This is a genomic window from Pseudomonas grimontii, from assembly GCF_007858185.1.
GTDB lineage: Bacteria > Pseudomonadota > Gammaproteobacteria > Pseudomonadales > Pseudomonadaceae > Aquipseudomonas > Aquipseudomonas grimontii.
Map to the genome: position 1 here is coordinate 153,275 of NZ_VFES01000010.1, position 15,064 is coordinate 168,338.

The window sequence follows — 15,064 nt, forward strand, 5'->3', positions numbered from 1 at the left end:
GCATGCTTCAAAAGCGGTCGATTACCACTGGTAGGTGGCGCTGGCGACGACGCTGCGCTGGTCGCCGAAGTAGCAGTAGTTGCCATCACAAGTAGACAAGTAGTCCTTGTTGAACAGGTTGGTCGCATTCAACTTGACCGACGCGCCCTTGAGGCTGTTGTCCAGGCGGCCCAGGTCGTAGTGCACCGCACCGTCAAACACGGTGTAGGCATTGGCCTTGCCCAGCCAGGTGTTGGCTTGGTCGCCGTAGGTGTTGCCGGTGTAACGGGCGCCAAAGCCGATGCCGAAACCGTCAAGCACACCGGTGTGCCAGGTGTAGTCGGTCCATAGCGAGGCTTGCTGGTTGGGCATTAATGTCAGGCGGTTGCCTTTGTAGATGCCTTTCTGCACTTCGGATTTTGCCAAGGTGTAGGCGGCGATGACCTTGAGGTTCTCGGTCACGTCGGACACGGCTTCCAGCTCCAGGCCTTTGACCTTCACTTCGCCGGTCTGGCTGTTGATTTGCTGGCCCCCGGCGCCGAGGGTGGTCACCTGCACATTCTTCTGGGTCAGGTCGTAGACCGCTGCACTCAGCAACGTATTGGAGCCGGGCGGCTGATACTTGACCCCCATTTCCCACTGCTTGCCTTCGGTGGGTTTAAACGTCTTGAGCGCGTTTGTATCGGCGTTGCTCGCCGGTTGGAACGACTCGGCGTAGGACAAGTAGGGTACGAAGCCCGAGTCGAATACATAGCTCAGCGCCGCGTTGCCACTGAAGTGCTTGATGCGGTCAGTGTTGGTCGCATCGCTGTCGTTGAAGTAGGTGGTGCCCTGGTGCACCCAATCTTCACGCCCGCCCAAGGTCAGGCGCCACTTGTCCAGGGCCATCTGGTCCTGCACGTATAGACCGGTCTGCACGGTTTTCTGGTTGTAGTCGTAAAAAGGTCGGACATCGGTCGGGCGCAGGGTCGGCTGAGTGTTGATCGGGTTGAAAATATTAGTTCCCGACGCAAGCCCGAATATCGCTCGATAGGAGGTATCGGTGCGCTGGTGGTCCAGGCCGAGCAGCAGGGTGTGGACGACATCGCCAGTGGCGAAGTCAGCCTGGAAGTTGTTGTCCACCGCGAACTGACCGATGTCCTCGTCGACGTTGGTGGTCGAGCGGCTGATATTGCCTGCGGCATCCGCCGGAGAAAAAGCGTAGGAACCCACGGTCAGTTGCTGGAACGACAGATCCGACTTGGTATAGCGCAGGTTTTGCTTGAACTGCCAGGTGTCGTTGAAACGATGCTCGAAGGCATAGCCCAGCGCGTAGTAGGTGCGGTCGTAGAACTCGTAGTCCGGGTCGCCCAGGTTCTTGTGGTGGGAGACCTCGCCCAGCGGAGATTTGATCTTGGTGCCCTGGATCGGCATGAACTGGCTGGTGGTCCCGGTATCGTCACGGGTGAACTGCGAGAGCAGGGTCAGCTTGGTGTCGGTATCGATGTTCCAGGTCAGGCTCGGCGCAATGTTGTAGCGCTTGTTGTCGATGTGATCGACCTGGGTGCCGGCATCGCGTACCACGCCGCTGAGGCCATAGAGGAATTGGCCTTCATCATCGATTTTGCCGGTGCTTGCGAAGTTGATCTGGCGGTAGTTGTCACTGCCGTATTGCACCTGGATGGCGTTGCTCGATTCTGCACTGGGGCGTCGGCTGACCATGTCCAGCAGGCCGCCCGGTGGGGTCTGGCCGTACACCGACGAGGCCGGGCCACGCAGCAGGGCGAGACGGTCGAGGTTCCAGGTTTCGGCTTTGGGGTTGGCGTACACGCCGCGCGGCAGTGGCAGGCCGTCGAGGAACTGGGTGGGCTCGAAGCCGCGCACGCGCATCCAGTCGTAGCGGGTGTCGCTGCCATAGCTGGCGGAGACGATGCCGGGCATGTACTTCACCGCGTCATCCAGGTTCTGCACGTTGCGATCCTGCATTTGCTCGCGGGTGGCCACGGAGATCGAACGCGGGGCCTCGACCAGGGCGGTGTCGGTCTTGGTGCCGGCGGCGGTGCGTGTGGCCAGGTAGCCTTGTACCGGGCCCCAGGCACTTTCCTGGTTGCCATCCTGCCCCGTGATGTTGGTCACCGGCAGCGCCATCACACCCTCCGGAACCGCCACCAACGTGTACGTCCCCGCGCTGCTTTGCTCCAGTTGCAACCCGGTGCCCCGCAAGGCTTCACGCAGTGCGCCCGGTGCGTCGAACTGGCCCTGGACCGGGGCCGAGGTCTTGCCCGAGGCCAGTGCCGGGTTGAGGGTGAGCGCGAGGCCGGCCTGGCTGGCGATCTGGTTCAGGGTGCTCGCGAGGGGCGCGGCCGGCAGGTTGTAGGCGCGCACGCTGGAAGCTTGTTCGGCGGCAATCAGCGCTGTGCTGGCCAGTGGGGCGCTGAGGGCAATGGCCACGGCTAACAGGCTGGGGCGCAACAAGGTGTCTAGCGTGCGGGACATGGGGCGGCTCCTGAATGGAAGTAATTCGCAATTGCCTATGTGCCGAACGAGAATTGAAAAGTGATAGGGCAGGATCAAAATATTTTGCGGTGGGTTTGAGGGCCTCATCGGGAGCAAGCCCCCTCCCACATTTGAAGGTATTCGCAAATCAACCTGTGGGAGGGGCGGTGCGACGATTCGACTTGCCCCTGATAGCGATCGCCCAGATGCCGCAGAACCTAAGGCTTACCCGTGACCGTCACCCACCACGGCGTGTGCTGTTCGATCTGCACCGGCAGGGTCGGCAGCAGCGCGTTGAGCGCCAGGGTGGTGTCGTGCAGCGGGAAGCTGCCGGTGATGCGCAGGTCGGCCACGTCTTTATCCACCCCGAGATGGCCTGTACGGTAGCGGCTGAGTTCCTGCACCACATCGCCCAGGCGGGCGTTGTCGACCACCAGCATGCCGCGCGTCCAGGCATCGGTGGCGGGCGTGACGGCCAGGGCAGGGCCGAGGCCGTCGCTGCGCATCAGCACTTGCTGGCCTTCCTTGAACACCTGTTCCTGCGCCAGCGCTTCGGGCTGGGCGCCCACCGCCGATTGCAGCACGCTCAGGCGCGTGGCGTCGTCTTCGCGCTTGACGATAAACCGCGTGCCCAGCGCGCGCAGGCTGCCGTCGCGGGTTTGCACATAAAACGGGCGCGCATCGTTGTGGCCGGTCTCGACGAGGATTTCGCCTTCCTGCAACACAATCAGCCGGCGCTTCTCATCGAAGCGCACGTCGATGGCACTGTGGGTGTTGAGGTTGATCAACGTGCCGTCCGCCAGTTTCAGCGTGCGCTGCTCGCCGGTGGCGGTGCGTTGGTCGGCCAGCCAATAGTGGATCGGCACGTAGCGTTCGCCGGCAAACAACGCCAGGCCGCACACCAGCGCAATACTCGCCAGGCCGCTGCCAAGCTTGCGCACACGCTGGCGAATGCCCTCGCGCGATTGCAACAACGCCGCTCGCGCCGGGCCCGAAGCCACGCTGAAACGCTGGTCGAGCATGCCCAGTTGGCGCCAGGCACGGGCGTGTTCTTCATCACTGGCCAGCCATTTGCTGAATTCTTCGTGCTCCACCGGGCTGCCGTCGCCCGAATCGAGGGACAACTGCCAGGCAATCGCCGCATCCAGCACGCGGGCCGACACCGGCTTGGCGCTGACAAAGGTCACAGTGGCTCGCCATACAGGGCGATGTAGCACTGGCGGATGCCCTGGGCCAGGTACTGGCGCACACGAGGCACCGACACGCCCAGGCGTTGGGCGATTTCGGCGTGGCCGAGGCCGTCGAGGCGGTTATACAGGAACGCGGCGCGGGCCTTGCTCGACAGCTTGCCGAGCAGGCGGTCGATGGCCTTGAGGTCTTCGAGGATCAGTTGCTGTTCTTCCGGCGAAGGGTGTTCGCTTTCCGGGATCAGCATCAATTCGGTGAGGTAGGCCTGTTCGAGGGCGGCACGGCGGAAGTAGTCGAACAGCAAGCCCTTGGCGATAGCCACCAGAAACGCTCGTGGCTCGCGGGGCTCGCGCAACTCGTCACGGCCCAGCAGGCGCATGAAGGTGTCCTGGCTCAGGTCTTCGGCACGGCTCGGGCAGGCCACATTGCGCCGCAGCCAGGCCAACAGCCAGCCACGATGGTCGCGATACAACGCACCAACAAGCTCACTGTGTGGGTTCTGGACCGACGACAAGGCATCACCGAATAAACAAAAGGTTTAAACTAACGAGAATTATTCGCGATTGTGTCAGAGGTGTGGGGCGGGCGCAATTAGCGTCTGTCGGGAGGTGACATTAAAACGATGGCGCGTGTTTACGCCGCTTCCATTGGCTCAAACGCTCTTGCAGCGCCTGAGGCGTGTCGATCTGCTGCTGGCGCGCGCGGCTGAACAGGATCAGCATCAGCTCCGCCGTGGCCAGGGCATCGGCGCTGGCGTGATGGCGTTCGCCCACGTGCAGGTTGAAGTGGTTGATCCAGTCGTCCAACCCGGCTTCGCGGATATGCGCCTCGGGGCACAGCAGCGGGGCGATGTCGGCCACATCGAGGAACGTATGGGCCAGGCGGTAGCCCAGGCTGTCCTTGAGGGCGCGGCCGAGCATGTGTTGATCGAATGGCGCGTGGAAGGCAAGCAGCGGGCTGTCGCCGACAAACTCCATGAAGTCCAGCAACGCCTCCACCGGGTCGCTGCCCGCCGCGATGGCGCTGGGGCCGAGGCCGTGGATCAGCACGCTGGGGCTGAGTTTGGTTTCGGCGCGGTGCAGGGTGCGCTCGAACAGTTGGGAAAAATCCACCGCGCCGTCCTCGATCACGACCGCGCCGATGGACAGCACCTGGTCACGGTTGAGGTTCAGGCCGCTGGTTTCCAGGTCCAGCACCACCCAGCGCTGGCTGCGCAACGCGTTGTCGCCCAATACAAGAGGCTTGGGGAGTTGCTCCAGGCGCCGTTGTTGCGCTGTATCCAGCCTGGGTTTGGTCGCGCGTAGCCAGTCAAACAAGCTCACAGTTGATACCGTAAGGTCAGGCTGCTTTGCAGGCGCTGGGCCTGGCGCAGGGACTCACGCAGGATACGGCGGTCCAGGTGGTTGAGGCTGTCGGGGTCGACGCGGTTGGAGTAAGGCTGGTTCTCGCGGGTCTGCAACTGATGCTGCTGCATGCGGGTTTGCTGGATGAAGTGATAGGCCTCTTCATAGGCGGCGCCGTCCAGGGGCTCGATCACTTCCTTGACCACCAGTTGGCGCAGGCGCTCCAGGGTGTTATTGGCATGGATGCCGTTGGCCAGGGCCAACAGGCGTGCGCCGTCGACAAAGGGGGTAAGCCCCTGCACCTTGAGGTCGAGGGTGGCCTTTTCCCCGCCTTTACGCGTCAGCACAAAATCGCGAAAGCGTCCTACGGGCGGGCGCTGGCGCAAGGCGTTCTCGGCCAGCATGCGCTGGAACAGCCGGTTATCCCCCACCTGGTCGAGAATGCCCTGGCGCAGTTGCTCGCAGCCACGTTCATCGCCCCACACGACGCGCAGGTCAAAATAGATACTCGACCCCAGCAGGTTTTCCGGCGTCGCCTCGCGAATAAACGCCGCAAACCGCCGCGCCCATTCCGCCCGCGACAGGCATAGCTCGGGGTTGCCGGCCATGATGTTGCCCTTGCACAGGCTGAACCCGCACAGTGCCAGGCTCTGGTTGATCTGCTGCGCCACGGGCAGCAGCCGCCCGCGAATCTCGGCGGCCTCCACCGCGTCCTTGGCCTCGAACAGGATGCCGTTGTCCTGGTCGGTGTACAGCGTCTGCTCGCGCCGGCCTTCGCTGCCGAAACACAGCCAACTGAACGGCACGCCGGGGTCGCCTTTTTCGGCCAGGGTCAACTCGATCACCCGGCACACGGTGTGATCGTTGAGCAGGGTAATGATGTGGGTGATCTGGGTAGACGACGCGCCATGGGCGAGCATGCGCTCCACCAGTTGGCCGATCTCGCCGCGCATCGCCACCAGGTTCTCCACCCGTGGCGCATTGCGGATGGTGCGGGCCAGGTGCACCAGATCGACCCGTTGCAGGGAAAACAGATCGCGCTCGGACACCACGCCGCACAGGCGCTGGTCCTTGACCAGGCAGACGTGGGCGATATGCCGCTCGGTCATGGCGATGGCTGCGTCGAAGGCGCTGTGGTCCGGCGATAAAAAGAACGGCGCCTGGGTCATGTGGCCTTCGATGCCCTGGCTGAAGTCGCCGGTGCCGTCGGCCACCACCTGGCGCAGGTCGCGCAGGGTGAAAATGCCCAGGGGCGCCTTGTGTTCGTCGACGATCACAATGCTGCCCACCTGCTGCTCATGCATCAGCGTTACCGCTTCACGCAGCGGCGTCTGCGGGCTGCAGGTGACCGGATGGCGCATGGCCAATTCGCCCAGGCGGGTGTTCAGGGAATATTGGGTGCCGAGGGTTTCCACGGCTTTTTGCTGCACTTGCTGGTTGACCTGGTCGAGCAGGCTGCTGACGCCACGCAAGGCGAAGTCGCGGAACGGGCTGGACAGCGCGAACAGCTTGATAAAGGCCGGCTTGTTCAGTTGCAGGCAGAAAGTGTCTTCAGCGGCCTTGTGTTCGGTGCGGGTGGCCCGTTCACCTAATAGCGCCGCGAGGGGGAAGCACTCACCGGTGGTAATTTCGAAGGTGGCTTGCGTGGCGTCCGGCCGTTCACCCACGACGCGGCCCTGCTTGACGATGTAAAAGTGCTCCACCGGCCCGCCCGACGGCTTGAGGATGCTCTCGCCGGGGCCGAAGAAGCGCAGTTGGCACTGTTCCACCAAAAACGCCAGGTGCGCGTTTTCCATCTGGTTGAACGGCGGAAAGCGTTGCAGGAACTGCAGGGTGCCGTGGATGTTCTGCATGACAGCAGTTTTTCCCGCCTGGGCGAAAGCATCAGCTTTACTCATAACCATGACCGCAATTTTTTTGTCGTTATCGTCCTGCATGGTCGACTCCTGAGCGGCGGGTGCCCATTGGACGTAAGTCTAGGTCGATGAAAACGCCGCAGAACTAAGGAAAAACCTTACACGACTATCGTCCAAACCCCGTAGAACACCCACTAGGCAAACTTTCCGACGAAGTGCACATTGATCGCCCTTCCGCAGATGTCTGACGAGTGTGACGGGGGGATTGATGAGAACTGCTGAGAAACGTATGTCCGACCACGATATTTTGAGTGATGCCGAGCGCGAGGCGCTGAGCGCCGTGATGCTGGAGCCTGATTTACCGCCACAACGCGTGTTGATTGTTGATGACGACAAGGACGCGCGTGAACTGCTGGCGGAGATCCTGGGCTTGGACGGTATTCGCTGCATGACTGCCGACAGTGGTGAGGCAGCGTGGGATTTATTGAAGTCCAGCAGCTCCATCGGTTTGCTGATCACCGACCTGCGCATGGCGCCGAGCAATGGCCTCGAGTTGATTCGCCAGGTGCGCGAATCCACTCGCGCTGCGTTGCCCATCATCATCATGTCGGGGGACGCGGAAGCGCCGGATGTGATTGATGCGATGCATTTGAGCGTGGTGGACTTTTTGCTCAAGCCGATCGATAGCGTGAAGTTGGCGAAGTTGGTGAAGCGGGAGTTGGGGATGGCTTCCTGATTTTGTGGTGTATGTACCGGCCTCATCGGGAGCAAGCCCCCTCCCACAGTTGACCGCATTACTACAGGATGTATCACGATCAACTGTGGGAGGGGGCTTGCCCCCGATGGCGCCTGTCCAGTCACCACAAGCCCCAAAGAAAAAGCCCTGATCTCACGATCAGGGCTTTTTCATTTACAGGCCGTTTTTAGCCTTGAACTCCCTCCGCCGACGGTGCAACACCGGCTCGGTATAGCCATTCGGCTGCTTAGTCCCTTCAATCACCAGTTCCACCGCTGCCTGGAACGCGATGTTGCTGTCGAAGTCCGGTGCCAGCGGACGGTACAGCGCATCCCCGGCATTCTGACGGTCCACCACCGGCGCCATGCGCTTGAGGCTTTCCATCACTTGGGCTTCGTTGACGATGCCGTGGCGTAGCCAGTTGGCGATGTGCTGGCTGGAGATGCGCAGGGTGGCGCGGTCTTCCATCAGGCCGACATCGTTGATGTCCGGCACTTTCGAGCAACCCACGCCTTGGTCGATCCAGCGCACGACATAGCCGAGGATGCCCTGGGCGTTGTTGTCCAGCTCGTTGCGGATTTCTTCGTCGGACCAATCGGTGTTGCTGGCCAGGGGAATGGTCAGGATGTCGTCCACCGATGCTCGTTCGCGCTTGGCCAGTTCGGCCTGGCGCGCGAACACGTCGACCTTGTGATAGTGCAGCGCGTGCAGTGCGGCCGCCGTCGGCGATGGCACCCAGGCGGTGTTGGCGCCGGCCAGTGGGTGGGCGATTTTCTGTTCAAGCATCGCCGCCATCAGGTCGGGCATCGCCCACATGCCTTTACCGATCTGTGCACGGCCTTGCAGGCCGGTGCTCAAGCCGATATCGACGTTCCAGTTCTCGTAGGCGCCGATCCATTTTTCTGCCTTCATCGCTGCCTTGCGCACCATCGCGCCCGCTTCCATGGAGGTGTGGATCTCGTCGCCGGTGCGGTCGAGGAAGCCGGTGTTGATAAACACCACGCGCTCGCTGGCGGCCTTGATGCAGGCCTTGAGGTTGACCGTGGTGCGGCGCTCCTCGTCCATGATCCCGACCTTGAGGGTGTTGCGTGGCAGGTTCAGCACGTCTTCGATACGGCCAAACAGCTCGTTGGTGAACGCGGCTTCTTCGGGGCCGTGCATCTTCGGCTTCACGATGTAGACCGAACCGGTGCGGCTGTTCTTGCGCGTGTTGTTGCCGTTGAGGCTGTGGATCGCCGCCAGGCTGGTGAGCAGGCCGTCGAGGATGCCTTCCGGTACTTCGTTGCCGTCTTTGTCGAGGATCGCGTCGATGGTCATCAAGTGGCCAACGTTGCGCACGAACAACAGCGAACGGCCGTGCAGCGTCACGTCCTGGCCGTCGACGCCGGTGTAGACGCGGTCGGCGTTCATGGTGCGGGTGAAGGTCTTGCCACCCTTGGCCACTTCTTCAGCCAGGTCGCCCTTCATCAGGCCGAGCCAGTTGCGGTAGATCACCACCTTGTCATCGGCATCGACGGCGGCGACGGAGTCTTCGCAGTCCATGATGGTGGTGAGTGCGGCTTCCATCAGTACGTCTTTGACGCCGGCGGCATCGGTCTGGCCGACCGGGGTGCTGGCGTCGATCTGGATTTCGAAGTGCAGGCCGTTGTGTTTCAGCAGGATCGCGATCGGCTCGGCAGCAGGGCCCTGGAAACCAATCAACTGGGCGTCGTCACGCAGGCCGCTGTTGCTGCCACCCTTGAGGCTGACGATCAACATGCCGTCGACGATCTTGTAGCCGGTGGAATCGACGTGGCTGCCGGCGCTCAGCGGCGCGGCTTCGTCGAGGAAGGCACGGGCGAAGGCAATCACCTTGTCGCCACGCACTTTGTTGTAGCCCTTGCCCTTTTCGGCGCCGTCGGCTTCGCTGATGGCATCGGTGCCATACAGTGCGTCGTACAGCGAGCCCCAACGTGCATTGGAAGCGTTGAGGGCGAAGCGGGCGTTCATCACCGGCACCACCAGCTGTGGGCCGGCCATGCGCGCGATCTCGTCATCGACGTTTTGGGTCGAGGCCTGGAAGTCTGCGGCTTCTGGCAGCAGGTATCCGATGTCTTGCAGGAAGGCTTTGTAGGCCACCGGGTCGTGGGCCTGGCTGGCGTGGGTCTGGTGCCAGGTATCGATCCGCGCCTGGAAATCGTCGCGTTTGGCGAGTAGGGCTTTGTTCTTCGGTGCCAGGTCGTGGATGACCTTGTCGGCGCCGGCCCAGAACTGGTCGGCAGTAATGCCGGTACCGGGAATGGCTTCGTTGTTCACGAAGTCGAACAGGACTTTGGCGACCTGCAGGCCACCGACTTGAACGTGTTCAGTCATTGCTTGCCTCACTCTGCGGAGCTTATGCGCTGATTCAGATTTTCATTATGTAGTGCACGGGAGGGCATACTACATGATGACTTGCGGTTGTGAAAATTAGACTAAATACGTCGTTTAGCGACCCACTTTGGTCGTACGGTCACAGCGGAGAACCGGATGTTCTCAAAAAACTATTGGATTGTTCCAGGTAAATATAAAAATGGTACACGATTTGTTTTCGAGGGCTTCCGAGTCCACCTTGTAGATTGAATTCAGAGGGCTTCGCCATGGACCATCTTGTACTCACTATTATCGCCGCCGACAAACCCGGCCTGGTAGAACGCATCGCGCAGAACATTGCGGCCCACGGCGGCAATTGGCTGGAAAGCCGAATGGCGCATATGGCCGGGCAATTTGCCGGGATCCTGCGGGTCAGCGTTCCAGCGGAAAACCGTCAGGCGTTGGTAGGGGCGCTGGAAGACTTATCCACCCACGGCATTCGCGTGCTGGTAGGCGAGGGCAGCACCGGGCAGGCATTCACTTCCAAACCGATTGTGATGACCTTGGTTGGCAATGACCGCTCGGGCATCGTACGTGAGATTACCGCGCTGTTGAGCAAGCAGGGCGTGAACCTGGAACGCCTGAGCACCGATGTACGGCCGGCCCCGATGAGCGGTGACCCGCTGTTCAGCGCGGAGGCGTTGTTGCAGGTGCCGTCGACGTTGTCTCTGGATAAGTTGCAGGCGTCGCTGGAAACACTGGCCGATGACCTGATGGTGGAGTTGCGCAGCGAGGAATAACCCCCAAGGTTATGCATGGAAATCTTGCATGGGCCTGTGGATAACCTGTAGAGACCCGGCGCCAGGCCACGCCGACCGGGCTTCTGCGCGGGCTGAGCAAAAAACGAGCAGTTTCAAGGGCTTGTGCACAAATGGCGGGGATCAGGTTGTGGATAACCTTGGGGTGGATCTCTGCAAGCCGGGCCGGCTGGGGCTTGCAGAGGTTTGTATGTTATTTGATCAGCGTTTGCGCACGGTCAACCACGCATCGACGCTGTAGACCACCAGCCCGGCCCAGATAAAGGCAAAGGCGAGCAGCGTGCTCGACGCCAGGTGCTCACCGAACAGCAGCACCGCTTCAAGCAGCACCAAGGTGGGCGCCACGTACTGCAAGAAGCCCAGCGCGGTGTAGGGCAAATGCCGTGCGGCGGCGTTGAAGCACACCAGCGGGATCAGCGTCACCGGGCCGGCGGCCACCAGCCACCAGGCTTCGGATGTGCTCCAGAACGCCAGTTGTGCACTGTGGGCCGACGGGTTGAACAGCAACCAGGCCACCGCAATCGGCACCAGCATCCAGGTTTCCACCACCAGCCCCGGCAGTGCCTTGACCGGCGCCTGCTTGCGGATCAGGCCGTAAAAACCGAAGGTCAGCGCCAGTACCAGCGATACCCACGGCAAGCTGCCCACCTGCCATACCTGTTGCGCCACACCCACCGCGGCCAGCCCGACGGCCACCCATTGCAGGCGACGCAGGCGCTCGCCGAGGAGCAGCATGCCCAGCAGCACATTCACCAGCGGGTTGATGTAGTAACCCAGGCTCGCTTCGAGCATGCGCCCGCTGTTCACCGACCATACATAGGTCAGCCAGTTACCGGCGATCAACGAACCGCTGAGTGCCAGGATCGCCAGGCGCTTGGGGTTGTCGCGCAGTTCGCGAAACCAGCCGGGGTGCTTCCACACCATCAACAGCAAACCACCGAACAGCGCCGACCAGAGCACCCGGTGCACGATGATTTCGGCGGCGGGCACACTGGCGATGGCTTTGAAGTAGAGCGGGAACAGACCCCAGATGACATAGGCGCTAAGGCCCAGGATGTACCCCTTGCGGGGGTTGGCGGGTTGCATTGCAGAATCCTTGCTTAGGCAGCTAACAAAGCGCGATTGTAAGGATATTTGTCAACCAATGGGACTGGCTTGGTAATGAGGTCTGCTTTGTGTGGGAGGGGGCTTGCTCCCGATGGCGGTGTATCAGCTAGCTTATCTGTAGCTGACACACTGCTATCGGGAGCAAGCCCCCTCCCACATAAAGCCAAAGCCGTCAGAAGAGTTTCAGCGGTTCTTCGTTGAGCGCTGAGAGTTGCTCACGCAGCGCCAGCACCTGGTCGCCCCAATACCGCTCGCTGCCGAACCACGGGAAGCTGTGGGGGAACGCCGGGTCATCCCAACGCCGTGCCAGCCAGGCGCTGTAGTGCATCAGGCGCAACGCGCGCAGCGGTTCGATCAACGCCAGTTCGCGCGGGTCGAAGTCGTGGAATTCCTGGTAGCCGTCCATCAGTTCCGACAACTGCCCCAGGCATTCCTGGCGATCACCGGCGAGCATCATCCACAAGTCCTGCACCGCCGGGCCCATGCGGCAGTCGTCGAGGTCGACGATGTGGAACATCTCATCGCGGCACATCATGTTGCCGGGGTGGCAATCGCCATGCATGCGGATGTTCTTGTGCGGCGTGGCCTTGTACACCTCCTCCACGCGCTTGAGCAGGTCGCGGGCCACGGACTCGTAGGCCGGCAGCAGGCTCTTGGGAATGAAGTTGCCTTCGAGCAGGGTGGTGAGGGAGTCGTGGCCGAAGTTCTTCACACCCAAGGCTTCGCGGTGTTCGAACGGGCGGGTAGAACCCACGGCGTGCAAGCGGCCGAGTAGCTGGCCGAGACGATAGAGCTGGTCAAGGTTGCCCGGCTCCGGCGCACGGCCGCCACGGCGGGGGAACAGGGTGAAGCGGAAGCCCGCGTGTTCGAACAGGCTTTCGCCGTTATGAATCATCGGCGCGACCACCGGCACTTCGCAGTCGGCCAGCTCGAAGGTGAAACGGTGTTCTTCGAGGATCGCTTCGTTGGTCCAGCGCTGGGGGCGATAGAACTTGGCGATCAGCGGTTCGGAGTCTTCGATGCCCACCTGATACACGCGGTTTTCGTAGCTGTTGAGCGCCAGAACGCGAGCATCGCTGAGGAAACCGATGCTTTCGACAGCATCGAGTACCAGGTCGGGTGTGAGGGTTTCAAACGGATGGGCCATGCGAACTCCTGCGCGCAGCAGGGCGCCGCGTCCGGCCGGGTATGGTAACGCACAAGGCTGGAGATAGGGGGCGAGTTGAGTATCGCCATCGGGGGCAAGCCCCCTCCCACACTGGACCGCATTCCTACAGGATAAACGCGGTCACCTGTGGGAGGGGGCTTGCCCCCGATGGCGGCCTATCAGGCGCCGACAATCCCACCATCATCCCGCCGAATCGCCATCACCGACGAACGCGGCTTGCCATTCGGCAGGTGTTCCGGCCAAGTCGAACCACCGGTTTCGCCTGGGTGCTGAATCCCCACAAACAGGGTTTTCTGATCCGGCGAGAAGCTGATGCCCGTCACCTCACACGCCACCGGCCCGACCATGAAACGGCGGATTTCCCCGGTGCTCGGGTCGGCGCAGAGCATCTGGTTATTGCCCATGCCGGCAAAGTCGCCGGCGTTGCTGTAGTCGCCGTCGGTAAGGATCCACAGGCGCCCAGCCTTGTCGAACCCCAGGCCATCGGGGCTGTTGAACATGTTCTGTGGGTTGATGTTCGACGAGCCGCCTTTTGGCGTGCCGGCATGCACGCCAGGGTTGCCGGCCACCACAAACAGGTCCCAGCTGAAGTCCGCTGCGCCATGGTCATCTGCGTTGGCTTTCCAGCGCAGGATCTGGCCGTAGACGTTTTTCTCACGCGGATTGGGCCCGCCCACCGGTTGACCATCTTCGCCGCGCTTGGCGTTGTTGGTCAGGGTGCAGTAGACCTGGCCGTCGGTGGGGCTGACCACGATCCATTCCGGGCGGTCCATGCGTGTGGCTTTCACCACACTGGCGGCCAGGCGTGCGTGGATCAGCACTTCGGCCTGGCTGGCGAAGCCTGTGCTGGCGTCGATGCCGTTTTTGCCATGGGTCAGCTCTACCCATTGCCCTTTGCCCTTCGGATGATCGGCGTTGCCATCGCCCGCATCGAAGATGGCCACGTACAAGGTGCCGTGGTCGAGCAGGTCTTTGTTGGCCTTGGGGTTCTTGTGGTTGATCTTGTCGCGGCTGACGAACTTGTAGATGAACTCGCCGCGTTCATCGTCGCCCATGTACACCACGGCGCGGCCGTCGCGGGTTTGCGCCAATGCGGCGTTCTCGTGCTTGAAACGGCCCAGGGCGGTGCGTTTGGCTGGGGTGGATTGCGGGTCGAACGGGTCGATTTCCACTACCCAGCCGTGGCGGTTGAGTTCGTTGGGGTTCTTGGCCATGTCGAAACGCGGGTCGTGCAGGTGCCAGTTGATTTCTTTGCTGGCGGCCACTACGCCGTAGCGTTTCTGCCCGGCATCGAACGCTTGCTGGGGGTTGCTGCTGCCGAAACAGTCGGTGAAGTTCTCTTCGCAGGTCAGGTAAGTGCCCCATGGGGTCTTGCCGTTGGCGCAGTTCTGGAAGGTACCGAGTACTTTTTTGCCGGACTTGTCAGCGCTGGTTTTCAACCATTCGTGGCCGGCGGCGGGGCCGCTCAGGCGGATCGGTGAATTGCCGTGGATACGCCGGTTGTAGCGCGAGTCCTGGACGAACTGCCAGGTATCGCCCTTGCGCCGTACTTCGATCACCGACACGCCTTCGCTGGCCTGGGCCTTGCGCACGTCTTCGGCCGATTGCGGTGCGCCGCCGTGGGCGTAGAGGTAGCGGTAGTTGGTGTATTCGTTGTTGATCGCCATCAGCGCGCGGTTGTCGTCGCCGGGGAAGGCGAACAGGCTCATGCCGTCATTGTTGTCGCCGAACTGTTGCTCTTGGGCTTTGGCGGTGCCATTGCCGGACGGGTCGAAGGCCGGGGCGCTTTTGTGCAGCGGCTGTCCCCAGCTGATCAGCACTGAAGCACTGTAGCCCGGCGGCAGGGTGATGGCGTCGCTGGTGGCTGCGGCGATGCTGGTAAAGCCCAGCAGCGGGCTGGCGGAGGCGACGTTGACGGCCAGGGCGCTGCGGCTCAGCAGGTTGCCGCCGAGGAACATCGCGGCACCGCACAGAGCGCCGGCACCGATGAAGCGGCGGCGGGTTAGGCCGACCATCTGTTCGAGGTCGGTGGCTTGGTTTTCTTCTAATAGGCTCATCTCAGG

Annotated in this window: 11 protein-coding genes; 2 read left to right on the top strand and 9 right to left on the bottom strand. The window is 61.9% G+C overall.

Annotated features, from left to right (window positions below):
* Nucleotides 1-21: 21 nt before the first annotated feature.
* The 5 genes from FIV39_RS17155 to FIV39_RS17175 form a co-directional block, all read right to left on the bottom strand.
* On the bottom strand, nt 22-2,454 hold the full coding sequence (locus tag FIV39_RS17155; RefSeq protein WP_090401766.1) for a TonB-dependent siderophore receptor: 2,433 nt from the start codon (nt 2,452-2,454) through the stop codon (nt 22-24).
* Nucleotides 2,455-2,672: 218 nt separating this feature from the next.
* Nucleotides 2,673-3,641 carry a FecR domain-containing protein gene (locus tag FIV39_RS17160; protein ID WP_090401767.1) on the bottom strand — a complete coding sequence of 323 codons (969 nt, stop codon included), beginning with the start codon at nt 3,639-3,641 and terminating at the stop codon, nt 2,673-2,675.
* Nucleotides 3,638-4,156 carry an RNA polymerase sigma factor gene (locus tag FIV39_RS17165; protein ID WP_053131018.1) on the bottom strand — a complete coding sequence of 173 codons (519 nt, stop codon included), beginning with the start codon at nt 4,154-4,156 and terminating at the stop codon, nt 3,638-3,640. The genes FIV39_RS17160 and FIV39_RS17165 overlap by 4 nt, the downstream gene beginning before the upstream one ends.
* A gap of 100 nt (nt 4,157-4,256) precedes the next feature.
* On the bottom strand, nt 4,257-4,964 hold the full coding sequence (locus FIV39_RS17170; RefSeq protein ID WP_090401768.1) for a 3'-5' exonuclease: 708 nt from the start codon (nt 4,962-4,964) through the stop codon (nt 4,257-4,259).
* Entirely contained in the window at nt 4,961-6,883 is a 1,923-nt protein-coding gene (locus FIV39_RS17175) for a putative nucleotidyltransferase substrate binding domain-containing protein (RefSeq protein WP_186731539.1), read from the bottom strand. Before FIV39_RS17175 ends, FIV39_RS17170 begins: the two co-directional genes overlap by 4 nt.
* Before the next feature lie 247 nt (nt 6,884-7,130).
* On the opposite strand from FIV39_RS17175, the gene FIV39_RS17180 reads away from it, so the two are divergent.
* Nucleotides 7,131-7,577, top strand: a complete 447-nt coding sequence (locus FIV39_RS17180) for a response regulator (protein ID WP_090401770.1) — start codon at nt 7,131-7,133, stop codon at nt 7,575-7,577.
* A gap of 174 nt (nt 7,578-7,751) precedes the next feature.
* Here FIV39_RS17180 and FIV39_RS17185 read toward each other — a convergent pair whose 3' ends face one another.
* The gene (locus tag FIV39_RS17185) at nt 7,752-9,929 is read right to left on the bottom strand and encodes a malate synthase G (RefSeq protein WP_090401771.1); all 2,178 of its coding nucleotides are present in this window, start codon (nt 9,927-9,929) and stop codon (nt 7,752-7,754) included.
* Between the two features lie 266 nt (nt 9,930-10,195).
* Here FIV39_RS17185 and FIV39_RS17190 point away from each other — a divergent pair, with 266 nt between their 5' ends.
* Entirely contained in the window at nt 10,196-10,708 is a 513-nt protein-coding gene (locus FIV39_RS17190) for a glycine cleavage system protein R (RefSeq protein ID WP_090401772.1), read from the top strand.
* A gap of 219 nt (nt 10,709-10,927) precedes the next feature.
* Here the strand turns inward: FIV39_RS17190 and rarD are convergent, their stop codons facing one another.
* The 3 genes from rarD to FIV39_RS17205 form a co-directional block, all read right to left on the bottom strand.
* Nucleotides 10,928-11,812 carry an EamA family transporter RarD gene (gene rarD / locus FIV39_RS17195; RefSeq protein ID WP_090401773.1) on the bottom strand — a complete coding sequence of 295 codons (885 nt, stop codon included), beginning with the start codon at nt 11,810-11,812 and terminating at the stop codon, nt 10,928-10,930.
* 193 nt (nt 11,813-12,005) lie between these two features.
* A complete protein-coding gene (locus FIV39_RS17200; RefSeq protein ID WP_090401774.1) occupies nt 12,006-12,980 on the bottom strand; it encodes a serine/threonine protein kinase in 975 nt (324 codons plus the stop codon).
* Between the two features lie 179 nt (nt 12,981-13,159).
* The gene (locus FIV39_RS17205) at nt 13,160-15,058 is read right to left on the bottom strand and encodes a PhoX family protein (RefSeq protein ID WP_090401775.1); all 1,899 of its coding nucleotides are present in this window, start codon (nt 15,056-15,058) and stop codon (nt 13,160-13,162) included.
* Nucleotides 15,059-15,064 lie beyond the last annotated feature (6 nt).